We start from the raw sequence: 23,741 nt of genomic DNA, 5'->3' as shown, positions 1-23,741 counted from the left end.
TTCGCGCAACACGCCAGGGCAGGGGAAGTACACAATGAGCAAGAATGCCAAGCGTAAGAATTCGGCCTATCCGAACGGAGAAAACACGATCGGCAATTATCGCAGGATCGGCTTCTTCCTGCTGGGGCTGTCCGGGATCATTAACGTGCTCGCCCTGACCGGCTCCTTCTACATGCTGCAAATCTACGATAGGGCGCTGACCAGCCACAGCATTCCGACCCTCGTCGCGCTTTCCGCTTTGGCTATCGGCCTCTATTTATTCCAAGGGATGTTTGACATCCTGCGTTCCCAGATCCTGGTCCGCCTAGGCGCCCGGCTTGACGCCAAGTTAGCGCCATTGACCCACCACGTCGTGATCGAAATGGCTCGCTACGGCTACTCCACCTCCGAGGCGCTCGAAAGGGGCCGGGACGTTGATGTCGTCCGCGGCTTCCTCGGCAGCCAAGCGCCCGTCGCCTTCTTCGATTTGCCGTGGATGCCGCTGTTCCTCGGTTTCGTCTATCTGCTTCATCCCGTCTTGGGGCTCGTCACGCTGGCCGGGGCGGTGGTGCTGATCTCGCTCACGGTGGCGACCGAACTGATGACCCGCCGCGCGGGCAGCGAAACGCACCAGGCAGCCGTGCTGCGCAGCACGCTGGCGGATTCGCACGCGCGCAACGCCGACATCCTCCGCGCTATGGGATTCGGCGGCCGCGCTGTGGCCCGCTTTGAGAAGGCTAATTTGCGGCACCTCGAGCTGCAGACCTGGACCAGTGATGTCAGCGGCAGCTTCGGCGGGATTGCCAAAGTATTGCGCATGATGCTGCAATCCGCACTTCTTGGGCTAGGCGCCTTCCTCACAATCAAGGGCGAGCTCTCGGCAGGGGCGATCATCGCCTGTTCAGTGGCCTCTTCACGGGCGCTCGCGCCAATCGATTCTGCTATCGGCAACTGGAAGCTCATCGCCGCCGCGCGAAGGAGCTTCCGTCGTCTGAAGCAGACGCTGGCCGCGGCCGAGGATGGTTCCCACATCATGCCGCTTCCTAGGCCTGCGGCAGCGCTAAAGGTCGAAAACATCACGGTCGTGGCCCCTGGTAGCGGCACTGTGCTGGTAGGCGAGGTTAGTTTCGAACTGAAGGCCGGCGAGGCGCTGGGCCTGATAGGCCCAAGCGGCGGCGGAAAGACCTCGCTGGCCAAGGGTCTCGTCGGCGTCTGGCCGCTGCTGAGAGGAAAGGTGCGCCTGGACGACGCGGATCTCGATCAGTGGCGCGCAGACGTGCTCGGCGAGTACATCGGATACCTGCCTCAGGACGTTTCCTTGCTCGACGGCAGCATCGCCGAGAACATTTCGAGGTTCGAAGCCGAGCCGGACGCCCGCAAGATCGTGGCCGCTGCGAAGGCCGCTGGCGTCTACGAGATGATCGCGCGGCTGCCCGAAGGTTATCAAACCGAACTGGGCCCCTCGGGCACGTCCCTTTCAGCCGGACAGCGGCAGCGCATCGGGTTGGCACGGGCACTGTATGGCGATCCCTTCCTCGTCGTTCTCGACGAGCCAAATTCCAATCTCGACTCGCAGGGTGAGGCCGCGCTCAGCGATGCCATCGAAGCCGTCAAGGCTCGTGGAGGCGTGGTGATCGTGATCGCGCACCGCCCGAAGGCTCTCGCGGCTGTGGACTACGTCGGCGTGGTTCAAGGCGGCAAGCTGATCGCGTTCGGTCCGAAGGACAAGGTCGTCGGCGCCCCGTCGGCACCGATACCATTTCCGGCCGCCGCGACGGCCTGATTCGAGCTGAATGGGAGGTCGCTATGGAAGATCGGATATCGTTGGGAATTCCGGACCGCACCGCGCTCGACGCGCCGTCGAGGCGGTTCAAGCTACTCGACGAGAGGACCAGGGTCAGTTCCATCGTGTCGGCGCTCCTTGTGGCGAGCTGGGGGCTTGTGCTGAAGCAGATGTTCGGCAGCGACAAGGAAGAGGCGCCGCATCAGCCGAAGCCGGATTTGCAGAGTCTGGACGGGCCGGAGCGCGAGACCGAGGCAGCGGTCGCGCCTTCCTCCACGGGGCCAACCGCCGGATCTTCGGAGCTCGTTCGCGCCGTCGGTCTGGCATCGGTCTCGATGAACGAGGCTTTTGCGGCAGCGGTGAGTCTCGACAGCCTGTCTTTCGCCAGGACCGAGAGCCCACGGCTTTCGTTGGTCCCAGCCAACCAGAATGCTCCGGCAGTGCCGCGTCCGCAAACATCGGCCGGCGAGCCCAAACCGGCCGGCGGCGTTGGAGGCGGTGGCGGGGGCGGCAGCGATGGCAGTCGGACGGGTGGAAGCGACCCGCACATCACCGACGACCGTAGCAAGCTCGCTGACAAGGTCGAGAAGCCGCCGGTTGCCAAGGGTTCGCAGGACCCGCCCATTGACCGCAGCAAGTCCCCCGGCGATGTCGGGACGTCGCCGCCTGCCAAGACCCCGCCGGATCCTCCTAAGAGCGCGAACCGTTCGCCTGTAAGTAATGGGGCAGTGGACCTCGGAAGCGGGTTGGTCAATGAATCGATTATTATCTCGCTGAGCCAGCTTCTGACGGGAGCGCGCGATCCAGATGGCGACACGCTGTCGGTGCAGGCCCTCCATGTCGATCAGGGCTCGCTGCAGGTGCTTGGGCCGGACCAATGGCTGTATACGCCGCAGCACGACGAGACCGGTGCGGTACGCTTCACTTACAACATCACGGACGGGTCTGCTTCCATCGCCCAGACCGCGCATGCCGACCTGCATGCCGCCCCCGAGGAAGAAATTCACGGCACTGACGGCGACGACTTCCTGATCGGCACGCCCCAGGCGGACGTCATCGACGCGGGCGCCGGCAACGACATCGTCTACGGCCGCGAGAGCAGCGACACGATCTACGGCGGCGAGGGCAACGACCGCCTGGTCGGCGGGGACGGCGACGACATCATCTTCGGAGGCTCCGGCAACGACGTCATCTTCGGTGGTGCCGGCAACGATACCCTGTTCGGCGAAGCCGGCGACGACGTCCTCTATGGGGAGGACGGCAACGACCTGATCCTGGGCGGCGACGGCGACGACTTCGCTTCCGGAGGCCAAGGCTCCGACCACATCATGGGGGGCGACGGAAACGATACGTTGTTGGGCGACGAAGGCGACGACGTCGTCGACGGAGAGGACGGCAACGACCATATCGATGGCGGTGCCGGCAACGACGTCCTGCTGGGTGGGGCGGGCGACGATATGATCGTAGGCGGAGCCGGAAACGACGTCGTGTCCGGCGGAGCCGGCAACGACCGCATCGAGGGTGGCGCGGGGGACGATGTCCTACATGGAGACGACGGCAACGACCGCATTGAGGGTGGCGCGGGGAATGATGTCCTGCTGGGCGGCAGCGGCGACGATGTGCTTTGCGGCGATGGCGGCAACGACACTCTAGATGGCGGAGACGGCAACGATCGTCTTGCCGGGGGTGACGGCGATGACGTCTTGTCCGGAGGAGCGGGCGATGATCACATCGATGGGGGCGCTGGCGACGACACCTTCGTGGTCAACGCCGGAGGCGGCCACGACCTCATCAGCGGAGGTGCGGGCGACGACACGCTGGATCTATCCCAGATCGTGTTCGATGCGAACGTGGACCTGCCCGATGGCATCGTCGAAATCTGCGGCGTGCAGACCGCACAGATTTTCGAGATCGAGAACGTCCGCGGTGGTCATGGCCGCGACCGGCTCGTTGCGGACGCGCACGTCAACATCATGGAAGGCGGCGAGGGCGACGACACCTTCGTCTTCCGTGACATGGCGTCGCTGAAGAACGAGGGCGGCCCACGCGATCATATCGTGGATTTCAGCGTCGGCGACCGGCTCGACCTCTCGCGCGTTGGGCAGGAACTCGACGACTTCGCTGGCCAGAAGCTGTTCTTCGCCGGCACCGACCAGGCGAAGTTCGACGAAGTCGGCGCTGTAACCTACCACTACGAGATCGTCTCCGACACCAAGGAGATCACCGTGGTCACCGGCGATCTCGATGGCAATTCGGACCATCAGTTCGAGATCGTGCTAGACGGCCACATCGACCTGACCGCCGGCAACTTCGTGCTGACGAACCCGTACGCGAACTCGACCACGCACCACGCTTGATCTCAGTAACGCCGGCGAACCGACCGGAAGGAACATAGAGGGCATAACATGAATGCGAACTCGTCGGGGCACCCCGCCAGCTTGAAGTCCTTCGGAATCCGCTCGCGGATGGTCGTGGCAATCGTGCTTGCCATGGCATTGATCGGCGGGTGCGGCGGCTGGGCAGTGCACGCGCAGTTGACCGGCGCAGTAATTGCGCAAGGCAAGGTCGTCGTGCGGAAGCAGGTCAAGCTGATCCAGCATCGAGACGGTGGCATCGTGGGTGAGATCCTGGTCGCCAACGGCGACAGCGTCGGCGCGGGCGACGTCCTCATCAGGCTCGACGAAACTCAGACCAAGGCCGAACTTGGCGTACTTAAGGGGCAGCTGTCGGAATTGCAGGGCCGCCGTGCGCGCCACCTGGCGGAGCGCGAGGGCGCCACCGCCATTACGTTCAAGCCCGATTTCGAAGGCGACCCTGGCACCGCCGAGATCGCCCAAGGCGAAATCCGCCTCTTCAACGAGAACCGCGCCGTGCGAGAGGCGCGCCGGGACCAACTGTCGCTGCAGATCGCGCAGTTCGAGGAGCAGGTCCGCGGCCTGCTGGCGCAGCAGGAGGCCAACGCCAGCGAGCGAAAAATGGTCAAGGAAGACCTCGAGCGTCTGACCCCGATCTACAACAAGGGCTATATGGAGATCGGCAAGATCCGCACGATGGAGCGCGACCTTGTCAAGATCGACGGACTAAAGGGCGAGATCGATGCGAACATCGCGCGCGTCAAGGGCCAGATCAGCGAATCAAGGATCAAGATCATCGAACTGGACCAGCAGGCGCGGACCGATGGACAGCGCGACCTGCGCGAGGTTGACGGCAAGCTCGCGGAACTGCAGGAGCGAACCATCGCCTCGCAGGACCGGCTGTCCCGGATGGTGATCCGCTCGCCTATCTTTGGCGTCGTCAACGAACTCGCGGTCAACTCGGTCAATGGGGTGATCGCTCCTAAGGAAACGCTGATGTCCATCGTTCCGGAAAGCGCGGATCTCGTCGTGGAAGCCAAGCTGTCGCCAATCGACATCGACCAGGCCGCGACCGGCCAGCCTGCGAGACTTCGCTTCTCGGCCTTCAATCAGCGGACCACGCCAGAGGTCGCCGGCACTGTCGAGACCATTGGCGCCGCAGCCACTCTGGAGCAGGCCACTGGACAGACGTATTATCTCAGCACAATCGCGATCGCGGGCGGCCTCAAGCAGGTCGCCGGCAAGCCGATCGTGCCCGGCATGCCGGTGGAGGTTTTCCTGTCAACGGGAGACAGGTCGGCGTTCTCGTATCTGATCAAGCCGTTCACCGATCAGATGATGCGATCATTCCGCGAGGAGTGAGCGTGTTCGATCTTCTACCTAAAGCGAACCGGCGCCGAAAGCCCCGGCGGCGCCTGTTCGCTTTGATCCCTCTTGCTGCTGTATTTGTTTTCAGCGACTGCGGCTTGGGATCCTCAGCCGGCACTGCAGATTCGCGTTCAGGCGTCTTTCTGGGCTTGCCGGTAAATTGTCGGCTCGGCGATGAATGCTTCGTGCAACAGATGCCCGACATGGATCCCGGTCCGGGGGTTGTCGACCCTCTGTGCGGCAGGGCAAGTTACGAGGGACACGACGGCTGGGATATTCGGCTGCGTTCGCTCAAGGACATCGGGCGTGCAGCGGTCGTGTCGATCGCGGACGGGACAGTGTTGCGGGTGCGCGACGGCGTTGCAGACCGGATCTTCGACCGATTAAAGGATAGCAAACTGCTAGGAGGTAAGGAATGCGGCAACGGCGTTTTGATAGAACACGCTAACGGAATCGTCTCCCAATACTGCCATTTGAAGCAAGGTAGCATCGCGGTACACTCGGGGACGCGCATCGGAAAGGGCGAGCGCTTGGGATTGATCGGCGCGTCGGGCCTGGCAGAATTTCCGCACGTCCATCTGTCGATCCGGCGCGATGGTATACCTTTCGAGCCGCTGACGGGGCGGTCTCTCCGATCAGGTGCGGAAGCATTCGGCGAAACCACGGGCGGTTTGTTCGAGCCGTCGGTTCAAAGTCTGCTGTCGAATTCGCCGACAGCGATTTTAGATTTCGGCTTGGCAAAGACTGCTCCAGAATTGCCGAACCTCGTTCGCGACGGTGGGCCGCCGCTCGTCAAGCTATCCGAGCCAATAGTCGCGTGGGTTTGGGCGATCAACGTCGAGCAGGGCAGCTTTTTCAGAATTCGACTGCTCGACTCGGACGGCGTTCCAATAGTGAACCTGCAGACCCGCGCTCTTGAAGGTCGTAAGGCGAACTATCTCGCTTACGTTGGAGGAAAAAACGGCGCGCGGGCGGGCGTTTACGACCTGAGGGTCGAACTGTTCGATGGCACTCGGACGGTACAATCGACCGCCAAATCGTTTGAAATAGGCCAATAATACGTCACGCAATCCTGGGTGACTTCAATTGGACAGCCAAGCGAAGAAATCTGGGGATTTTATAAGGGCAGGTTCCGTTTTTTACGGCACGAGACTACTATTAAACATCGGCTATTAAAAATCGGCGAATTGGAAATAACCTGCGCCACACGGGTTTAATCCTAAGGTGGGATGAAAAAAATGGCCACCACAAAGTTTTCCATCACAAGACGATCTAACCACTGGGCTCGGCGCGCCGTTTCCGGAATGCGCGGTTTTCTTCAGTATCTTACCGGCTTAAGAGACAAAACGGACGGGACAAGGCGAGGACGGATTGTCGACCACCGAATGCGGGGGCCGATAGTCTGGCTAGGCAACCTTCGCAACGAGAAGGAGAATCGTAGGGAAAACTGAGGCGGCACTGCTCAACTAATTGCATGGTTCGTAACAATCGACCTGCATGCGAACTACTCAAAGAGTCCCAAATTTCAAACAATCCCATTTTCGCTAGAGCATGATTTCTTCATTTTGAAGCGTATCCTGAGTCGATGAGGTAGTTGGCGCATTCTTCAGGGCTGAAGGCGTTAAGAAGCGCTCCGACTCTTTGCCATGTGGCTTCGACTGTTTGTTCGGCGGCCTTGCGGAGCAGGGTTTTGAGCTTGGCAAACATTTGCTCGATCGGATTGAGGTCGGGGCTGTAAGGCGGCAGGAAGAACAGCTTTGCGCCAGCCGCGCGGATCGCGCGACGGACGGCCTTTCCCTTGTGGCCGCCGAGATTGTCGATGATGACGATGTCACCCGGCTGCAAGGTAGGGACCATGATCTGCTCGACATAGGCAAGGAAACTGACGCCGCTGATCGGCTTGTCGATCACGCAGGGTGCGTCGATGCGGTGCTAGCGCTGGGCCGCGAGTAAGGTCAGTGTGTGAATCAGCGTGGTCCAAGGACCTCGCCCGATTCTTCCTGAACGCATTGATTGGATAAACGAATTTGATCGGTCATAGGGGTCCCGATCGGCGCCGATTGGGACCCCACCTCGAACCAATTTTCTCGATTGTCTTCAAAGCATTACTGCTTTCGCGTAGAGGGGTCCGACTCCGGTGCTGATTCACACGCATCGAACCCGCGGGGATGCAGTCGGCCCTCGACCACCTCGATATGTCGATCGCCTACGCGATAGATATCATCGCGGCTTATTGGGTGACTGAGCGCCCAACCGCCTTTTTTGCTTAGCGCCCGCGGTTCCAAGCGATGCCAGCGTATCGGGGGGAAGTGCGCCGGCCGGTTCACGGCATAAGGCCATCCAGTTGGCCGGAACCTTTCGCCTTACGGTCCCTTTTCTTGGGAAGAAGGACGGCATGAGCAAGCAAGCTCCGCCGCTTTTGTTTAGCGGCCGTCAATGGTCGGCCTTTTCAGTTTTGCCTCCGGTGTGGAGGTTCCCAAAAGGAGATTTTTGCATGGCTTCCTTCCCTACACTGAGGATCGCTCTTCTTGCGACCACCGCCATCGTTGCTTCCGGCGGCGCCTTGTTTGCGCAGACGCCGACCGAGAAAACGACTATTTCCGCTCCCGTAGCCGATCCGGCGGCAAGGGCGGATCCGGACATGGCGAAGGTTCTCGCCGCGCTCGGCGAGTTGCAACCGAAGCCGATCGAAAACCTTACCGCCGCCGAAGCCCGCAAGCAACCATCGGCGACAGACGCCGTGATGAAGGTGATCAAGGACGAGAAGCTCAAGGTAGACCCTCACGCGGGCCTTTCGGTCTCGAACAGCCGCTTTGCGGATATGGGGAACCTGCGGCTGCGCTATTACACGCCTGAGAAAGCTACCAAGGATGCCGGTCTTCCGGTCATCGTCTATTATCGCGGTGGCGGCTGGGTCATCTCCGACCTCGATACCTATGATGCTTCAGCATCCGCGATAGCCCGGAAGGCAAATGCCATCGTCGTGTCTGTCGATTATCCGATGGCGCCCGAACACAAGTTTCCAGCGCAGCATGACGAGGCGATCGAGGCCTATAAATATATCCTGAAAAACGCCAAGGGCTGGGGCGGCGACCCCGCGAAATTGGCGATCGTCGGTGAAAGCGCCGGCGGTAACTTGGCGGTAGCCACCGCAATGGCGGCCCGCGACCAGAAACTCACAGCACCGGTGGCGATCGTCTCGGTCTATCCGATTGCGACGACGGCCGCGGATACGCCGTCCAAGAAGGAGCAGGCTGCGGCGAAACCGCTCAACGCACCAATGATGGCGTGGTTTTTCGACAAGGTCCTCAACAACGAAGCAGAAAAGCAGGATCCGCGACTGAACCTCGTCGCCGCCGACCTAAAGGGACTTCCGCCGACGACTATCATCAATGCCGAGATCGATCCGTTGCGCTCCGATGGAGACATGCTGGCAGACAAGATGAAGGCGGCCGGCAATGATGTCACGCACAAGGTTTACGCGGGCGTGACCCATGAGTTCTTCGGCATGGACGCTGTGGTTGCCAAGGCAAAGGAAGCGCAGGACTTTGCGGTTTCGCAGCTTCAAAAGAGCTTTGGGCCGTCAACCGGCACGGTCGGCGCGTCGCCATCAAAATAGCGGGTGTGACCCTTCTCTCAGGTTCGAGCGTAATCAGTCGAACGCAGCAGGTTTGTCCTCTCGCTCCCGGCTGTCATGGTCGGGAGCGACGCGTCGATGGAATAGCTCAATCCACCTGGTGCAAACGCGATTGTCGGTTGCGCTCCAAAATCCTGCGATGCGAGCCTGTCGAGCAACAGGCTGCCGAAACCCTTGCGGGCCGGGACCACGACCGGTGGACCGTCGCGCTCCTGCCATTGAAACTTGAATCGGGCTTCCTCGGCTTCCCCGTCGATCGACCAGTGAATATCGACCTCACCCTTGTCGGGTAGCGAAAGGGCGCCATACTTGGTAGCGTTGGTGGCGAGTTCGTGAAGCAGCAGCGCGAAGGTCTGCGCCGCCCGAGAGTTCAGCATCACATCCGGGCCTTTGGCCGTCACCCGGTCGGTGAACGCCTCGAACTCCAGCCGGACGATCTCGGCCAGAGGGGCGCCCTGGAATCCTTTGCTCATCAGCGCCGATTGACTGCGTGCAAGCGCCTGCAGTCGCCGGATGAGCGTGTTGCGCTCCTCGGCGAGTGGCTTCGTTCCGGCCAGGCTGCGGGAAACGATGGATTGGATCACAGCCAGCAGATTTCCGCCCCGATGCGCGAGTTCGCCCATGAGGAACCGCTGGTGCTCTTCAACTTGCTTGCGTTCGGTGATGTCATAGGCGCAGTTGATTGCGCCCGTGACTTCTCCGTGCTCATTCTTGAGCGGACGGATATTGACGACGGCGGTGACCCGCGATCCGTCGGGCCGCTCGACGACTACTTCCTCGTCATTGACCTCCGCCAATTCTCCCGAGACCACCTCCGCCATGGGGCACTGGTCGTGGGGCATGAAACTGCCGTCCGGTCGGAACATCTTCATCGAGCCGCAGAAACGTTCGCTGTCGTCGCCGCGTGCCGGAGTGCGGCCCCACAATTCCGTAGCACGTTGGTTGAAGTCCCGAATGACGCCGCGGGCATCGCAGGCATAGACGGCCGAGGGCCCCAGTTCGAATAGAGTGCGAAAGCGTTCTTCGCTCGAACGCAACGCATCTTCAATCTTCTTTCGTTCGGTAATGTCCCGGACATTGCACTGAACGACCTGTGTGCCGTCCTCATCGTAGCGGTTGGCTACGACTTCCACTTCCCGCTTCTCGCCCGACTTGGATTCCAGCGGTAGATCTTCGTAACGGACGTGGCCGTTATTCTGCAACTCCCGAAACGCGGCCTGGCTCGCCTGCTCGTCCTTGAGCAGGCCAATTTCCCAAAGCTCCTTGCCCAGCAATTCTTCATGCCGATAGCCGAGCAGTTGCGACATGAAAGGATTGGCGTCGGTGATTTTTCGGCTGACGCAGTCCAGGATAAGCACGCCGTCGTGGGCGGCCTCGAAAAGCCGACGGTAGCGGATTTCTGATTGGCGGAGAGCAACCCGGAAAACAGGATCGTCGTCGTTCTGCGGTTTGGCCAAAATATCCATTTAGTGGGGCGTATCCGTAGCTTGGCTATCATTGACGCCGGTGCAAGACTCGCAACCGACTGAATGCCTATGTTGCCCTACGACGCAGGCGCGATACTCTGGCATTAGCGCGCGGCGCTTGCAGGCGGGGCAATGTAAGCCACTCCTGCATGTGCGCTGCGGTCTCCGCTTGCCGGGCTTGGCGAATGAGCGTTTCGCGCTCAATCCCTGATGGGGTGCCTTTGGCTTAATTACGTAGGCGTTCTGCCTCTTGCGACAGGCGTTGATCTAGCGGTGCAAATTGTTTGAATCGGCGTCGCTGCAAGGCGCTGCTCCTTTCCAGAGGAAGCCGGGAGCGCAACATGCGTTCACATCACCGATGACGGCCAAGGGCTGAGCGGTGGTTGGGCAATTCTGGCATGTCCGGTGTCCGACATACTGGTCAAAACGGCTCACCTTGCAGAATCGTCAACAACGCAAGTTAGGCCACTAGACCGTTGATTCAAATCGATATCGCGGCTTATCGGGCTGGACTTCCGGTCCTGGTCGTTCGCGCCTTGGTGGGGCGTCCGGTCTATCCCGGGACGTCTCAGACGTCGCGATCTGCCCTAATGGGCAGTCGGCTGCGACGGGCGGCGGCTAAGCCGCCGGGACAGCCCTTTTCGGTTGGTCAAAGGGACTGGCAACTGCAGCCAGCCTCGTCTCCAAGGCGGTTGCTGCGCTTCAAGAATGAGCAATATTATACCGCCATGCGTTGAACGAAGGGCTCTATAGTTGCGCTGTTTGACGGCAGGTGAATCAATAATGACCAGTTCTACAGATCCGCGGTTCGTTGTACTCGTCGTGGAGGACGAGTTTCTGCTCCGAACGAATGCGGCCGAAATGATCGCCGACGCAGGGTTCGACGTTGTCGAGGCGGGCGATGCCGATGAGGCAATTGCGATCCTCGAAACGCGACCGGATATTCATGTAGTCTTTACCGATATCCAGATGGCTGGATCGATGGATGGGTTAAAGCTCGCCCACTTTGTACGTGGCCGCTGGCCCCCGGTTAAAATCATCGCGACTTCTGGAAATCATGTGATCAAAGAGGGCGATTTACCGGAGGGAGGCATATTCCTACCAAAGCCGTATAGCTTCGACAGCATCTCCGCGGTACTCCGCAAACTGGCTGCTTAAAAACCGAAACGCCGGCAGCACCAACGGCGGCAGCGCGCGCACCCGATCTGGTCGCGCCGCCGCTGGACTGCCCCTGTATCCGTAGACAAGCCCGGCCTATCCCTTGGACTGCCTCTGGTTCGGTAGACATCCCCGGCCTATCCTTTGAGCATAGGAGGCAGCATGTGAGTACACAGAGATTTACCCCGGAGTTTAAGGAAGAGGCCGTCAAGCAGGTCATTGACCGAGGCTATGGCGTGCCCGAAGTTGCGGCTCGACTGGGCGTTTCGGCGCACAGTCTGTACAAATGGGTCAAGGCCGTTTCGCCCGACAAATCCGAGCAGCAATCGAAAGAACTCGTGGAGGCCAAGGGCGAGATCCTGCGCCTCCGCGCACAGGTGCGGCGAGTGGAAGAGGAGCGAGATCTGCTAAAAAAAGCCGCGCGGTACTTTGCCAGGGACCCAGAGTGAAGTACCGCTTCATGATCGAGCATCGCCATGTATATGCCGTCACACTGATGTGCCGGGTGCTACGAATCTCTCGTGCTGGGTTCTATGAATGGTTACGTGAATCGGTTTGCGATCGCGCAAAAGAAGACGCAAGATTGCTGGATCTGATACGCGATTCATATGCGGCGAGCGGCGGCGTCTATGGGTTCCGGCGTGTGTTCGGCGATTTGCGGGAAGCCCGCGAAAGTTGCGGTCTGCATCGTGTCGAACGCATCATGCGAAAGCACAAAATCAAGGCCGTGCGTGGCTATAAGGCTCCACGCGCGATCGCCGGTCGTCCTTCGATCATTGCGCCCAATCATCTGCAGCGCGCGTTCACGGTTAATGCCCCCAACAAAGCCTGGGTGACCGACATCACCTACATCCGGACATGGCAAGGTTGGCTGTACCTCGCCGTGGTGGTTGACCTGTATGCCCGCAAGGTCGTGGGCTGATCGATGAGTGCCAGCCTCTCCCGAGAACTGGCGCTGGACGCATTGCTCATGGCAGTGTGGCGCAGAAAGCCCGATAGCCGAGTGATTGTGCACTCGGACCAAGGCAGTCAATATGGCAGCGACGACTTCCAACGCTTTTGCCAGGCCCATAACCTGGAGCCGAGCATGAGCAGGCGGGGCAATTGCTGGGACAACGCCGTCGCGGAATCATTCTTCAGCAGTCTAAAAAAGGAACGTATCCGCAAACGCGTCTACAAAACCCGGGATCTGGCTCGGGCCGACGTCTTCGATTACATTGAGGTGTTCTACAACCAAGCCCGCCGTCACAGCCATCTGGGCGGCGTCAGTCCCGAGGCGTTCGAATGCGCCGCGGCGTGAGGCTGGGATTTGTCCACAACACCGGCAGCAGTCCATAGAACCGGCGACGATCAGCCGTAGATCGCCATAACCATCAAGACGCCAGCCGTCGCAATTCCTGCACCAATCATCAGGCTGAATCCAATCATAGCTTTTTCAAAAGCGCTCATCCGCCGTCCCTTGCGGTAGATTTTAATCGCGCCCGATCCCGCATTGCAAGGGACAGCCGCACTCTCGCCGTCTCACCCAAATGGGTGACGCCTGATCACCACCATGACCGCCTGGCACCGCCGGCGCGGTCGCTTCCGCATGGAGAGGGCCGCCAAGTCAAAGGCTAACGAAATGAAGGCGGAGACGATCCGCGCGGCGGTGACGCTAACCGCACGCCCGCGCTCTTGCAGAACCATGGCTCGGCCGAGGGACGCTAGCACCTACGATTGATCTGCAGTACAAGCCAGGCATGGCCCGAACCCAGAAAGTCACCCTTGGAAATATGAGAGAAGGCGACAAGATTTTTCGTTCGCTAGCCATGTGTGCGTTTGCCCTTATCGGCATGAACCGCGGCTCCGCGGCCGAGCCTCAAATCGACACGATCCGTGCACTGCCGATTTACTTGCGATCGTGCTGGCTGCCGCCGATGCTCACGCTCGGCACAGTCAATTCGAAGATCACTGTGCTTATGAGCTTTAAAAGTTCTGGTGAATTGCTGGGCAAGCCGAAGGTCACGTTCCAATCACACGGTCCCTTGCAGGACGAGATAGCCATTCGCGAAGCTGCCGCGCTTGCTGTAATTCGCTGTACACCCCTGCCCATCACCGACACACTTGGCGGCGCTATTGCTGGTCGGACATTTCGAATGACATTTGACATCAAGACCGGTCATCCGATCTGACTACATATACAGCGCTAGGATGATTTGGCGGTGCGGCTAGGGCAGTGTATGCTAGTGTCTCCGATTAATTCCTGCTCGCGTTGGACGACTTGCCCCCTCAGACGTCAAAGCTCGGCGTACTGGCGAGCGATTTCTCGGGAGTGCTAGCGCATCGTCCAGCGGCCTGTCGGCATATTCAGGTGCCGACGATAGCGCCTCGAGGGCCCCATGGCCCCGATTATTCTAGTAGCTCCAATTAGCCAGATCATGGCCGGACATGATCAAGTCCGGAAAATCACCGGCCCCTGCGCTAAACTGCATCCGCTTTTTTGAGGTAGCTGTTGTGAAGGCGACAAGGAGTAGATCTGCCATCGAAGCGGATCAAAACGGCGTTCTTGCTGAGACGTTTGCCGGCGATCAGCAGGACTATGCCCGTCCGAACGCGCGTCCTAGGACTTTTCTGTCGTCCCAAATCGCTGAGCTCAATTCGATCACCAGGTGACAATTGCATAGGGGATAGCCCTCGCTTTGCATGTACTGGTTCGAAGATGTGCCGAGTCGGTTAAGGGTTCCTTAACCCTGACCCCGCCGCGCCCGGCCTATCCGTACACCGCCATCGCCATGAGGACCCCGGCGGCGGCGATGCCGGCCTCGGCGACGGCGCCGAGCCCGATCAGTAGCTTCTCGAGAATAAACATCGCCATTCCCTCGAACGGCTTAATCTTATTCCTGTCGTTTCACGCACGACAAGTGCCGGATCACGCAGTTCCGTACTTGAGACGGCGCTCGCGGCCAATCCACAACCGATCCCCACCATGACCGCCCGGCGCCGCCGGCGGTCGCTTTCGCATGGAGAATTCACCATGACCATCGCTGCCCTCGTGGCGGGCGGTCCCTTGCGCATGGGCGCAACCGGGCCGGCCGTTACTGCCGTCCAGCTTTCTCTTCGCAACGCGGTATACGATCTGGAGCCCGACGGCGGCTTCGGCACTATCACCCAAACAGCGCTGAAGGCCTTCGAGGCCAGCCACGGCCTGGCGCCTGTTGGCGTGGTCGACAAGCCGACCGCGGCGGAGTTGGACAAGGTGGCGCCGCCGCCGTCGGTCCTGAAGGTGGCGCCTTGGCTGTCAACCATGCGGGCCCTGACCGGCACCAAGGAGGCGCCTTTCTCGAAGGACAATCCATTCATCATCGAGATGGCCCACGAGATCATCCGCCGGTACCCGGACCTCAAGGGGAACGTCGGCTGGTACAACCACGACAGCATCCCCTGGTGCGGCCTGCAGATGGGCTACGTCATGGCCGTGAACGGCATCAAGCCGTGCTCTGCGCCGCTCTCGGCGCTCGCCTGGGCCTCTTGGGGCCAGAAGCTGAAGGTGCCCACCCCGGGCGCCGTGCTGGTCTACAGCCGCACTGGCGGCGGCCACGTCACGCTCTACGAAAGTGAGGACAGCACCTATTATTATTGCCGCGGCGGCAACCAGGCCGACAGCGTCAATATCACCAAGATTCCGAAGTCCCGCGCTATCAAGGCGATCCGCTGGCCTGCCGGCGTGCCGCTGCCGACCGCCGGCCGCCGGCCGCAAGATCGGCGCGACCGCCAATGCCGTCAAGGCGGGATCCGAAGCCTGAGCGCCTAGTGGATCTGGGCGAATGCTTCGGCCGAAACGCCGAGAATAACGGCCAAGCCGTAAATGGCGAAAATTACTCTCTCAACGAAAATACGCATCCCAGTTGTTTCCTTACCCAGCACCCAGTTGATGGGCCGGTTTGGTTAATAAAATCCTACTGCCATCTCTTTCCGCCGCGCGACGGCATCGCGCACAACCTCAAAGCAACTGGAGACGAAAATGAAGTGGGGTTCCATCTGGCAGATCCTCCGCTATATCCTGATCGCTGGCGGCGGCTTCTTGACCGGCAAGGGCTACATCACCGCAGAGCAGGTCACCACGCTGGTGGGGGCGATCGGCTCAGTCGGCGCCATCCTCTGGGGCCTGTTCGTCAAGTCGGGCACCACGGCCGTTCCTGACGGCGTTGCTGCACGTTCGGATGTCCTGACGGTTTCGGCGGCGACGGGCGCTGTCACCCAGTGACCTGGCTCGCCTTCATTGCCGCTCTGGCGAAGGCGCTGCCTGTCGTTCTTGACCTAGTGTCGCGGTTCTACGTCTGGAATCCGTCACCGCGAGGCAGGGGCTGGCAGGAGGTCGCCTATCGGCATCACGCCATGAGTTTCCGCGTGCCGGGATGACGGTTGCATAAAATGCCTAAAAATTGGCTCAGCTTGCGATAACCACGAGCGCAAAAGTCAGAGAACCTCATAACTGATAATTGGTTTTCGGGCATGGGCACAGCAGTTGTCGTTCACGTCGAGCAAATACAACCCGCGCCGCCGCCGTACGGTCCGTGGCCGGTGGAGCTAGGAGCGCGGGACCTACTGCTCGCAGTGAAAGCCTACGACCGCGCTAAGAATCTGCCGTGTAGAGCTCCGTCAGCACCTTGAAATTTTGAAGTCGTGACCGAACCAAGCGATCGACAGACGCTTATCACGCACCCCGAGAGGGGGGGAGACTGCAAAAATTCGCCGCGCTGCCCTTTCGGGTGGCGCGGCTTTTTTTACTTAAGAGAGGTGTTGATTGCGCCAAATTTGGTGTTCAGTTTGCCGCCGATACCGTTAATTACGGCAATGATGACCAGCGAGATTCCCGCAGCGATTAGGCCATACTCGATGGCGGTCGCGCCAGAATCGTCCCGTAAAAATGCACGGATCATATTCATAGCGAGACCCTGCCTCACAAAAGTTTTTGGTATATTAATCCGCGAGGTGAAATTGGGCGAGCCGGGCCGGCATTTTGCGGCAGCACTGGAAATGAAAAGCCCGTCGGTGAGAAATCGGCGGGCTCTCTGGTTTGCGGTGTGAGTAGGAGGTCCGCAGAATTAAGATGGCAGTCAGATCTTAAAAGTTCTCAAAGACCGGTCGATCGCGGTCCGCATTGACGACCGCGGACCCTTCGTGCGCGGTCGGTGCATCGACCTGTCACGCGCTGCGGCGAGCTCGATCGGGATGGGCGGCACGGCGCGGGTTAGGCTCGAGTAAACAGCCCGGTAGCCTATGCGGCTCATAGCTGAACCGTGGGCCAGACAGCGAAGTCGGGGGCCGCCGCATGAAATTGTGGTGGCTTTTCTGTTTTTGGCCAGTCGACAAGCCGGATGGTCTGGCGGCGCTTCAGGTGGTGGAGCGCCTTGATCAGGTCGTTGTCGTCCAGCAATTCCAGCAGCCGCTGCACGGTCGCTGCGGCGTCTCGCGGCCCAGGCTCGACATATTTTCCGAGAATTCGCCGGGCGAGCTCGATCGCGACGATGACCGTCTCCTGATCGTCGATCTTCACGGGTCCCTCACCAACTTGCGGGTGTTGCGCCAGACCGGATCCTTCTTGATCGAGTGGTAGATCGGCTCCGGCTTCGGATATAGCGCCTGGACGACCCCGAGCCGGGCGAACTCAATCGACCCTTCGTGGTCGGCCGCCTGCAGCAGGACATGCACGGCGCTCTGCTAGGCTCGCTCCTGTTGCGTAGCGGCGGGAAGGGTGGTGATATAGGAGGCGGCGTCGCGCAGCGTGACCAGCGGCTTCCCGCGCGGCACGGCTATGGGTGCGGGAAACTTGAGATCCCAGGACATGACGCAACTCCGGAACGCGACGCAACTGAACGGCGGATTCAAGTTCAATTTCTCCGATTCGTTCCTGACTGCTTCCCGTTGTGCTTGCGGTATAGTGTGGTAGATCTTCCGCTTGGAATTCCATCGAGAGGCCCCGATGACCACGATAAAGCCGCGCATGGTGGGCGACAAGGACAAAGCCATAGGCGAGCGAATTCGGACCCAGCGCCTGGCCATCGGAATGAGCCAAGAAGAGCTTGGTTCGCACCTTGGAATCTCGTTTCAACAGGTTCAAAAGTACGAGAAGGGCGTGAACCGCACCAGCGCAGTCCGTCTATCGGAAATAGCAGAAGTGCTGGGCACGAACGCCGTATCGATATTGGACGGCGTCGACGGGGACAGTAAGTCCAAGAGCACGCCGATCTCGCGATTTGTCTCCACTAAGGTCGGCGTTGACCTCATCGAAGCGATGCTGGCGATCAAAGACCCCTCGGTTCGCCAAGCGGTCGTCAGCCTGGCTCAGGCTCTTCGCACCCGTTAAGCCGGATTTGGCTTGTAATGTGGAAGTGGATCATCAAGTTCGATAAAGCATTCGATATCCCGACCTACCGGGTGAAGGCCGACGGCCTGATTGTCGGGACGATCCGGAAATTCGGAGACGAATGGTCCTGGGAGGTCTCGTTTCCGGGCCAGACGATGCCGGAGGCCTGCCGAGGGACGAAGCCTACCCGGGACGAATGTCAGGAAGCGATCAGAGAAAAGTTCCAAGCTTTGACTGTTGGCATGACGCGGGATGAGGCTCGGCAATTGATTTTCAGCGCAATCTATCGGGTCTGAGCGTCTGCACGGCCATTGCCCAAGAGCGCGGCTCGTCCGTTAACCAAGCTTTAAACCTTGGAGTGGCGCAATTTTCAGTTGAGCGACAGCGTTTCTCGTGTGGGGAGAGCGCTATGCAGCATGATTTTCTGCCGGTTGTCATTCGATATGACGGGATGGACGCCGATGGGCATGTAATTGACCTTGGCTTACTGGGGCAGTCGATTCAGGGCGCCTCTAAACTTCTCGGCAGCGCGGGCTCGATCGTGATGACGGGGCAGTTTGCTAAAAAAACGAAATCGATGTCCGTCCGAGTCCTAGCGGGGCAACCCGAAGCTCATTGCTGGGAGATCCCGGCTATAATCACGACAGTGCTTGTGCCTGCCGTCGCTCCAATGTTTCCTATTATTAAGGAGGCCGCGACCGCCGCGGCCACGAAGGCAGTTACAGCAATCGTCAATTATGCGATATCGACGGTTGCTGGGCGTACAAAGGAGGCCGATATGTCGCGCGACATTGCGATCAAATTCCTTGAGGAAATGGGTCACACGCCACGAACGGCTATCGAAGCAATGGAGCGGCTTGCGACCTCGCAGAGACCAGCTATCAGGATGTTTGTAGCGCCCGTTGGCCAGAGCTGCAGCAGTGCGCGCATTGGGGACCCTGCTTTCGGCTCCGTGACAATTGACGCTTCGATGAGAGAGGCAATCGACGCGCCGGAAGAGGTCGAGATAACTGATGCACAGGATTTTGAGATATTGATCTCGGAGTTCGACTTCCGGAATCGCTCGTGCAAACTTTCGATGAGGGACCATATCGATGATCGCATCACCGGCGAGATAACAGATCCGATCGCTCAAGTTGCGAAGAACCCGTATTCAACGGCGTTAGATAATCAGAGGTGGTTGTGCGTTCGTGGCAAGGCGCAGCTAAAAGCGGGGGAGCTTGAAAAACTCTATATATCGGATCTCGCACCTCGGTCGCTGCCAGCCCCGTCTATTGGAGGGTAGTTTTGCCGTCAAGAATGCCACAAATTAATACATCCAAACTTTTCACATGCATTCCGACCTAGGGCAGAAATCAATGCAATTAGCTCACTTTGCGGCTGCGTGCTGCTCAGTCCTGGTCCTGGCCGCGGAAGCCAGCGCTCAAGACGCGGCAGCCAACCGATATCAAATGGTGGTCTTAAACAAGCTGCCAAATAGCACCATTGATAGCGTAGTGGTCCTGGATAATCGAACAGGCCACATGTGGAAGTGGTCAGAGTCGCCCGCCATGGGCAATCTGCCTCACGCCAACGTCTTGGTATATCTAGGTTAACTGGTGCCGGAAACGCGGGCTGGAGAGGTGATAAAGCCTACAGGTCTGGCGCCAGCAGCGCCGCCGGTCCGCCAGCAGTGATGCCCCGTATCCATTGGGAAGAGCCAGCCAATCATCGCTCAACAGCGAGCATGCGCAGCACGGTCGATTGCCCGGAGGGATGGCTGTCGGTAAAATCTAGTTTGCAGATGCGCACGAAGATCACTTCGTGGAGATTTTGACGCTTCGTTAACTATCCTGACCCAGTGTCTCGCGGGCTGACAGATTGTAGCGCGAGGATTGGCTATGAGACTAAACGTTTTGAATGTCGCTGCGGCCGCAGCATTGCTGCTAATGCCCGGGCTTGCAAAAGCGGATGATCGTGCCGGTGCGGCTATCGCAGGCGCGGTCATTGGTGCGATCGTGGCTTCGTCGATACCCGTCGAGCAACGAGAGCCTGCTCGTGAATACATCTACCGGGATCGTGAACGTCCACGGTCATACGAATATTATGGTAATCTATCGCCCGGGCAGCGTTTTGGATATGGCCCGCATGGATCGCGAGAATTGCCGCGTCAGTACGGAGTTGAAGGATACCATTACGACGTCGTGAACCGTAGGGCTGTCGTGTTTCAACCGCACACTCGTCGGATTATTCAGGTTTACGAGGTGAACGACGAGGATTGATTTGAATGGCCCCTTAATCGGGGCCATTTTTCTGCATTTTTCGAGATGCAGCCTGCCCAGAGGATGTCCATGTGGCACTCGCTTACTGCTCAGGAGCGCTCGCACCTCACGCTTCATCTTTCAGTCCTTCAGGCGCCACCGGCTCGCAACCTCTAATATAATTCTGCGTGCATCCTGAGCTGAACTGTTTTCTGAATTCGGATCAAGAACGCCATACGTCCAGTTGTCTGGCGTGCCGCTAGGTCCGATCGGAACAATTGACACGTGGTTTATGAACCGCGTTATCTTATTAAGTTTCAGAAGGCGCAAGCACTCTTCAGAAATATCGTCTTCAGACTTCTCAATCATGCGGTCTCACAACAGGCTGTCGAACCGTCCGTCGCTTGGTTTGCAAAATAATACTAATACTTTCGAAATAAATATTAAATGCTGTTGGTTCAACGGAGCTCGCTCCTCAATTGGTGATATGTGCCGATACGAGCGCCTGCTGGAACATCTTGTTCAAAGCGGTCGTGATATCGTCCGGGGTATTAGCGGTGAAAAAGAATCCAGGCGAGGCGCATTGCGACAAAGCGGTCGGGATGTTCGGGATGATCGCGTTGACGTAATAGTCTTCATTGTTGCCGAAGCTGGTCGGGTTTTGGATCGGCTGATATGGAATATAAAGTACCGATATCGTAATTCCGCGCGTCTTCATGGCGTTGCAAAGATTCTTGTCTACCACAGTGGCGTGATTGTCGCCCGCCCATCCCCCGCCCCATTGGGTCTGGTTGTTCTGCGCGCCATCGGTCACTAGGAAAACGAAGGGCAGCGTGTCGGTCGCGGTTGAGCCGGTGCCTACGCTGGTGACCAGCGAGTTCATCGTCGGAAATGCATTTTCGAAATGCGTGCCGCCCGAGCCGAGCGTAGCGTTCTGCCCGGTATCCAGCAGCGTCGCCAGATTGGCCGCGGCATAGTTGATGGTGCTTGAATTCGTCGCCGATCCTGAGATGGCGCTGGTCAGTGCAAAATAGGCGTACAGTTTCTGGATGTAGGGATAAAGCCCAATCCGGAATTGGTTCGCCACTTTTGCCGTGGTGTTGGCGGTGATAAGTAGTTGCTGCACGGCATAGCCGACGGCGTCCGCGCGCAACTGGATACAGGCGCTGGTGCCCGGCGTGGAACATGCCCCAACCGGCGAGTTTCCGGAGTTTCCCGCCGTCCGCGACAACGGGAACCCCATGCACTTGCCGCCGGTCGAATACTTCTGATCAGAGTCCGAACAGGCATTGTTGGCGGTGAAGTGGCAGGCAAAGGTGCAACCGTTTGGATAGGATTTGTAGTTGTCCGGGTTGATAGCGGCCAGCCGGGTCTGTTCGGCATTGGTCGAGGGCAGCCCCATCGAGCCGGACACGTCGAGCATCAGGTAAAAATCAAGAAATGTCGGCAGCGACGCCTCGGAACTCGAACTGCCTGAGACGGTCATGCTGCTCCAGCCGGCGATCCCCATGAAGGTGGTTGCCACTTTGGCAGTGAAAGCGACTGTGGACTTTACGACCTTGCCGTCCTTCACCACGGTGATAGTGGGGGAAAGGTTGCTGACGCCTCCGATCGTAGACGTCCGGCCATTGAAAAATTGTGTCGCGTCGGTCACGCCCGAACTGACCTGGCCGTCGGACGTCATAGCTTGCGCGGCCAAGAAACCCGGCGATTTTGCCGAAACGGCAGCAACGCCGGCCGCATCCGCGGCGCCCTGCAATGCTGCGCGGGCGCTTGCGGCGCGGGTGTAATCTACGGCGCATCCGATGGTTATGATCAGAGGCACGACCGTGATGCCGTAGAGCAGCGCAATGCTACCGCGCTCATCCCTACGAAACCGGCTCAACAGCTGCACCAAACCTGTCTGCATAATTCACGCCCTTGCCGGTCGCAATTTGACAGGGCGCCACACCATGCTGCGCCCTGTCGCAGTAAATTCCCCACTGCGCCATGCGGGAGATACGTACCACCAAGGGGTTAGTATTTAGATAATCACACTCCTTGAACTTCGCTGCTTCAGAGCATCGATTGTTAGCCCCCTCTCACTCTGCTTTTCCTGTCAAATTGTAGCGGCTGCGCGCTCCTGCGTGTGAATCAGCACCGGAGTCGGACCCCTCTACGCGGAAGCAGTAATGCTTTGAAGAAAATCGAGAAAATCGGTTCGAGGTGGGGTCCCAATCGGCGCCGATCGGGACCCCTATGACCGATCAAATTCGTTTATCCAATCAATGCGTTCAGGAAAAATCTGGCGGGGTCCTTGGACCGTGCTGATTCACACACTGGGCCACAATCGCCTCGCTGATTGAGACTTGCAAACTCAACGAGGTCGATTCGCTCTGTTATCTCACAGATGTTCTAGCAAGGATCGCCAACGGTCACCCCAACCGCGATATCGACGCGCTATTGCCGTGGACTTACCGAACGCAAGAACTTAGAGCCGTGGCCTAAGGACGACGCTTACATAGAACTTGTGTTGCAGGCGCTTCCACCGCGCCCGTCGCCTTGCCACGTCCGGCCGATCCTGCTCGCTGGCGGGAAGGCTTTTTTTGAAGCTGATGCCTTAATGCTCGAAGAAGTGCCACACCGCGTAGTAGCTCACCTTGATGCCGCGTGCGGCAAGCTCCGCCACCAGCGCTCGCAGCGTCACGTCAGGTTGATCGGCGAGGCGCTTCAGCAGCCCGTCCCGCTGGCGAGCCAGTGCATAGGGCCGGTTGCCACCAATCGGACGGTGTGTATTAGCTCCGAACATTGACGCCTATCGGCGCCCAACCGTATCGTTGCATAAATTACTGCAATCTGCGACGAGTTCGAGCACTATGGTTGGCGCCGCGTCCAGGCCGTCCGCAGGCAGCAAGGCATGGTCGTCAATCGCAAGAAGGTCCGCCGTCTCATGCGCGAGCATGACATCCAGCCCAGAATGCGGCGCCACTTCACGAAAACGACGGATAGCGACCACGACCAACCGATCTTTCCCAACCTTGCCAAAACCTTAGCGCTTGATGGACCCGATCAGCTCTGGGTCGCCGATTGGAGTGGGCCCTCCAAGGTGGACAGGTTGGATTTCAGTAACTGACCAGACGGCAGGGCTTTCAGAGGATGAAGGCCATGAGAAAGCACCGAACCCACAGCGTCGAGTTTAAACGTCAGGTGTCGCAAGAGTATTTGGGCGGCGAGACGCTGCACGGGCTCGCCAAGCGGCGTAATGTTTCCCATAACTTGATCCGCATCTGGATCTAAAAGTATCAGGTAGGCGCGCTCGAAGCGGACGACGCTTCAGCCAGGCTGCTCGAGACCTACGAAGCGCGCATCGCTGCACTCGAGCGCCTAGTCGGCAAGCAGGCTCTCAACTGGAGTTTCTAAATGGGGCTCAA

Annotated in this window: 23 protein-coding genes and 3 pseudogenes; 18 read left to right on the top strand and 8 right to left on the bottom strand. The window is 59.1% G+C overall.

Going from position 1 to position 23,741, the window contains the following annotated elements; genetic code table 11:
• The first annotated feature begins 34 nt into the window (after window positions 1-34).
• The 4 genes from FNL56_RS20975 (at window position 35) to FNL56_RS20960 (ending at window position 6,542) form a co-directional block, all read left to right on the top strand.
• The gene (locus tag FNL56_RS20975) at window positions 35-1,762 is read left to right on the top strand and encodes a type I secretion system permease/ATPase (protein WP_143574865.1); all 1,728 of its coding nucleotides are present in this window, start codon (window positions 35-37) and stop codon (window positions 1,760-1,762) included.
• 23 nt (window positions 1,763-1,785) lie between these two features.
• Window positions 1,786-4,119, top strand: a complete 2,334-nt coding sequence (locus tag FNL56_RS20970; protein WP_143582320.1) for a cadherin-like domain-containing protein — start codon at window positions 1,786-1,788, stop codon at window positions 4,117-4,119.
• 108 nt (window positions 4,120-4,227) lie between these two features.
• Complete coding sequence (locus FNL56_RS20965) at window positions 4,228-5,478, top strand: HlyD family type I secretion periplasmic adaptor subunit (RefSeq protein ID WP_246660746.1); 1,251 nt, start codon at window positions 4,228-4,230, stop codon at window positions 5,476-5,478.
• Window positions 5,479-5,480: 2 nt separating this feature from the next.
• Complete coding sequence (locus FNL56_RS20960) at window positions 5,481-6,542, top strand: M23 family metallopeptidase (protein WP_143574862.1); 1,062 nt, start codon at window positions 5,481-5,483, stop codon at window positions 6,540-6,542.
• 502 nt (window positions 6,543-7,044) lie between these two features.
• On the opposite strand, the pseudogene FNL56_RS20955 reads toward FNL56_RS20960, so the two are convergent.
• A pseudogene (locus tag FNL56_RS20955) lies at window positions 7,045-7,446 on the bottom strand (transposase); the annotation flags it as partial.
• 433 nt (window positions 7,447-7,879) lie between these two features.
• Between FNL56_RS20955 and FNL56_RS20950 the strand changes: the two are divergent.
• Complete coding sequence (locus FNL56_RS20950; RefSeq protein ID WP_210245422.1) at window positions 7,880-9,103, top strand: alpha/beta hydrolase; 1,224 nt, start codon at window positions 7,880-7,882, stop codon at window positions 9,101-9,103.
• Window positions 9,104-9,120: 17 nt separating this feature from the next.
• Here FNL56_RS20950 and FNL56_RS20945 read toward each other — a convergent pair whose 3' ends face one another.
• On the bottom strand, window positions 9,121-10,587 hold the full coding sequence (locus FNL56_RS20945; protein ID WP_143574861.1) for a sensor histidine kinase: 1,467 nt from the start codon (window positions 10,585-10,587) through the stop codon (window positions 9,121-9,123).
• 783 nt (window positions 10,588-11,370) lie between these two features.
• Between FNL56_RS20945 and FNL56_RS20935 the strand changes: the two genes are divergently transcribed.
• The 5 genes and pseudogenes from FNL56_RS20935 to FNL56_RS20910 all read left to right on the top strand — a co-directional run bounded on the left by FNL56_RS20935 (window position 11,371) and on the right by FNL56_RS20910 (window position 15,988).
• Window positions 11,371-11,745, top strand: a complete 375-nt coding sequence (locus FNL56_RS20935; RefSeq protein WP_143578242.1) for a response regulator — start codon at window positions 11,371-11,373, stop codon at window positions 11,743-11,745.
• A gap of 164 nt (window positions 11,746-11,909) precedes the next feature.
• Window positions 11,910-13,045: pseudogene (locus FNL56_RS20925) on the top strand (IS3 family transposase).
• 439 nt (window positions 13,046-13,484) lie between these two features.
• Window positions 13,485-13,916 (top strand): hypothetical protein, encoded by a 432-nt coding sequence (locus FNL56_RS20920; RefSeq protein WP_143574857.1) that lies wholly within the window; start codon window positions 13,485-13,487, stop codon window positions 13,914-13,916.
• A gap of 842 nt (window positions 13,917-14,758) precedes the next feature.
• Complete coding sequence (locus tag FNL56_RS20915; RefSeq protein ID WP_168202994.1) at window positions 14,759-15,535, top strand: NlpC/P60 family protein; 777 nt, start codon at window positions 14,759-14,761, stop codon at window positions 15,533-15,535.
• A gap of 210 nt (window positions 15,536-15,745) precedes the next feature.
• Complete coding sequence (locus tag FNL56_RS20910; protein WP_143574855.1) at window positions 15,746-15,988, top strand: Pam3-gp28 family putative phage holin; 243 nt, start codon at window positions 15,746-15,748, stop codon at window positions 15,986-15,988.
• Between the two features lie 520 nt (window positions 15,989-16,508).
• Here the strand turns inward: FNL56_RS20910 and FNL56_RS20905 are convergent.
• Window positions 16,509-16,670, bottom strand: a complete 162-nt coding sequence (locus FNL56_RS20905; RefSeq protein ID WP_143574854.1) for a Flp family type IVb pilin — start codon at window positions 16,668-16,670, stop codon at window positions 16,509-16,511.
• Between the two features lie 175 nt (window positions 16,671-16,845).
• Between FNL56_RS20905 and FNL56_RS20900 the strand changes: the two genes are divergently transcribed.
• On the top strand, window positions 16,846-16,989 hold the full coding sequence (locus FNL56_RS20900; RefSeq protein WP_143576300.1) for an RlpA-like double-psi beta-barrel domain-containing protein: 144 nt from the start codon (window positions 16,846-16,848) through the stop codon (window positions 16,987-16,989).
• A gap of 22 nt (window positions 16,990-17,011) precedes the next feature.
• Here FNL56_RS20900 and FNL56_RS20895 read toward each other — a convergent pair whose 3' ends face one another.
• The 3 genes from FNL56_RS20895 to FNL56_RS28650 are packed head-to-tail and all read right to left on the bottom strand — an operon-like array spanning window position 17,012 to window position 17,571.
• Window positions 17,012-17,281, bottom strand: coding sequence for a hypothetical protein (locus tag FNL56_RS20895; protein ID WP_143574853.1), 270 nt, complete (start codon window positions 17,279-17,281; stop codon window positions 17,012-17,014).
• The gene (locus FNL56_RS27830) at window positions 17,278-17,436 is read right to left on the bottom strand and encodes a hypothetical protein (RefSeq protein WP_168202993.1); all 159 of its coding nucleotides are present in this window, start codon (window positions 17,434-17,436) and stop codon (window positions 17,278-17,280) included. The genes FNL56_RS20895 and FNL56_RS27830 overlap by 4 nt, the downstream gene beginning before the upstream one ends.
• A gap of 9 nt (window positions 17,437-17,445) precedes the next feature.
• Window positions 17,446-17,571, bottom strand: a complete 126-nt coding sequence (locus FNL56_RS28650; RefSeq protein WP_256365912.1) for a hypothetical protein — start codon at window positions 17,569-17,571, stop codon at window positions 17,446-17,448.
• A gap of 136 nt (window positions 17,572-17,707) precedes the next feature.
• Here FNL56_RS28650 and FNL56_RS20890 point away from each other — a divergent pair, with 136 nt between their 5' ends.
• The 4 genes from FNL56_RS20890 (at window position 17,708) to FNL56_RS20875 (ending at window position 20,352) form a co-directional block, all read left to right on the top strand.
• The gene (locus FNL56_RS20890; protein WP_143574852.1) at window positions 17,708-18,091 is read left to right on the top strand and encodes a helix-turn-helix domain-containing protein; all 384 of its coding nucleotides are present in this window, start codon (window positions 17,708-17,710) and stop codon (window positions 18,089-18,091) included.
• Window positions 18,092-18,108: 17 nt separating this feature from the next.
• Complete coding sequence (locus FNL56_RS20885) at window positions 18,109-18,387, top strand: hypothetical protein (RefSeq protein ID WP_143574851.1); 279 nt, start codon at window positions 18,109-18,111, stop codon at window positions 18,385-18,387.
• A 113-nt stretch (window positions 18,388-18,500) separates the two neighbouring features.
• Window positions 18,501-19,376 (top strand): DUF7946 domain-containing protein, encoded by an 876-nt coding sequence (locus tag FNL56_RS20880; RefSeq protein ID WP_143579181.1) that lies wholly within the window; start codon window positions 18,501-18,503, stop codon window positions 19,374-19,376.
• A gap of 595 nt (window positions 19,377-19,971) precedes the next feature.
• Window positions 19,972-20,352 carry a hypothetical protein gene (locus FNL56_RS20875; protein ID WP_143578239.1) on the top strand — a complete coding sequence of 127 codons (381 nt, stop codon included), beginning with the start codon at window positions 19,972-19,974 and terminating at the stop codon, window positions 20,350-20,352.
• Window positions 20,353-20,806: 454 nt separating this feature from the next.
• Here FNL56_RS20875 and FNL56_RS20870 read toward each other — a convergent pair whose 3' ends face one another.
• Complete coding sequence (locus FNL56_RS20870) at window positions 20,807-22,240, bottom strand: TadE/TadG family type IV pilus assembly protein (RefSeq protein ID WP_143574848.1); 1,434 nt, start codon at window positions 22,238-22,240, stop codon at window positions 20,807-20,809.
• A 407-nt stretch (window positions 22,241-22,647) separates the two neighbouring features.
• Between FNL56_RS20870 and FNL56_RS20865 the strand changes: the two are divergent.
• Window positions 22,648-22,818, top strand: a pseudogene (locus FNL56_RS20865) (transposase domain-containing protein); the annotation flags it as partial.
• Window positions 22,819-22,930: 112 nt separating this feature from the next.
• On the opposite strand, the gene FNL56_RS29020 reads toward FNL56_RS20865, so the two are convergent.
• The gene (locus FNL56_RS29020; protein WP_143574847.1) at window positions 22,931-23,119 is read right to left on the bottom strand and encodes a hypothetical protein; all 189 of its coding nucleotides are present in this window, start codon (window positions 23,117-23,119) and stop codon (window positions 22,931-22,933) included.
• A 36-nt stretch (window positions 23,120-23,155) separates the two neighbouring features.
• Here FNL56_RS29020 and FNL56_RS20855 point away from each other — a divergent pair, with 36 nt between their 5' ends.
• Both FNL56_RS20855 and FNL56_RS28875 read left to right on the top strand, forming a co-directional pair.
• Window positions 23,156-23,443 (top strand): IS3 family transposase, encoded by a 288-nt coding sequence (locus FNL56_RS20855; RefSeq protein WP_143574846.1) that lies wholly within the window; start codon window positions 23,156-23,158, stop codon window positions 23,441-23,443.
• Window positions 23,444-23,475: 32 nt separating this feature from the next.
• Complete coding sequence (locus tag FNL56_RS28875) at window positions 23,476-23,607, top strand: hypothetical protein (RefSeq protein WP_368039316.1); 132 nt, start codon at window positions 23,476-23,478, stop codon at window positions 23,605-23,607.
• The last annotated feature ends 134 nt before the right edge of the window (window positions 23,608-23,741 follow it).

The sequence above is a fragment of the Tardiphaga sp. vice304 genome (assembly GCF_007018905.1).
Lineage (GTDB): Bacteria > Pseudomonadota > Alphaproteobacteria > Rhizobiales > Xanthobacteraceae > Tardiphaga.
Note: the sequence above shows the minus strand (reverse complement) of the source record. Positions and strands in the feature narration are given on the sequence as shown.

Bases quoted from the DNA above. Each gene is read 5' to 3' on its own strand.
- FNL56_RS20905 (WP_143574854.1), bottom strand. From the start codon at position 16,670: ATGAATATGATCCGTGCATTTTTACGGGACGATTCTGGCGCGACCGCC.
- FNL56_RS20880 (WP_143579181.1), top strand. From the start codon at position 18,501: ATGCAGCATGATTTTCTGCCGGTTGTCATTCGATATGACGGGATGGAC.
- FNL56_RS20965 (WP_246660746.1), top strand. From the start codon at position 4,228: ATGGTCGTGGCAATCGTGCTTGCCATGGCATTGATCGGCGGGTGCGGC.
- FNL56_RS28875 (WP_368039316.1), top strand. From the start codon at position 23,476: ATGAGAAAGCACCGAACCCACAGCGTCGAGTTTAAACGTCAGGTGTCG.
- FNL56_RS20915 (WP_168202994.1), top strand. From the start codon at position 14,759: ATGACCATCGCTGCCCTCGTGGCGGGCGGTCCCTTGCGCATGGGCGCA.
- FNL56_RS20935 (WP_143578242.1), top strand. From the start codon at position 11,371: ATGACCAGTTCTACAGATCCGCGGTTCGTTGTACTCGTCGTGGAGGAC.
- FNL56_RS20950 (WP_210245422.1), top strand. From the start codon at position 7,880: ATGAGCAAGCAAGCTCCGCCGCTTTTGTTTAGCGGCCGTCAATGGTCG.
- FNL56_RS20970 (WP_143582320.1), top strand. From the start codon at position 1,786: ATGGAAGATCGGATATCGTTGGGAATTCCGGACCGCACCGCGCTCGAC.
- FNL56_RS20920 (WP_143574857.1), top strand. From the start codon at position 13,485: ATGGCCCGAACCCAGAAAGTCACCCTTGGAAATATGAGAGAAGGCGAC.
- FNL56_RS20885 (WP_143574851.1), top strand. From the start codon at position 18,109: ATGTGGAAGTGGATCATCAAGTTCGATAAAGCATTCGATATCCCGACC.
- FNL56_RS20875 (WP_143578239.1), top strand. From the start codon at position 19,972: ATGAGACTAAACGTTTTGAATGTCGCTGCGGCCGCAGCATTGCTGCTA.
- FNL56_RS20975 (WP_143574865.1), top strand. From the start codon at position 35: ATGAGCAAGAATGCCAAGCGTAAGAATTCGGCCTATCCGAACGGAGAA.
- FNL56_RS20945 (WP_143574861.1), bottom strand. From the start codon at position 10,587: ATGGATATTTTGGCCAAACCGCAGAACGACGACGATCCTGTTTTCCGG.
- FNL56_RS20870 (WP_143574848.1), bottom strand. From the start codon at position 22,240: ATGCAGACAGGTTTGGTGCAGCTGTTGAGCCGGTTTCGTAGGGATGAG.
- FNL56_RS28650 (WP_256365912.1), bottom strand. From the start codon at position 17,571: ATGTCCTGGGATCTCAAGTTTCCCGCACCCATAGCCGTGCCGCGCGGG.
- FNL56_RS20910 (WP_143574855.1), top strand. From the start codon at position 15,746: ATGAAGTGGGGTTCCATCTGGCAGATCCTCCGCTATATCCTGATCGCT.
- FNL56_RS29020 (WP_143574847.1), bottom strand. From the start codon at position 23,119: ATGTTCGGAGCTAATACACACCGTCCGATTGGTGGCAACCGGCCCTAT.
- FNL56_RS20890 (WP_143574852.1), top strand. From the start codon at position 17,708: ATGACCACGATAAAGCCGCGCATGGTGGGCGACAAGGACAAAGCCATA.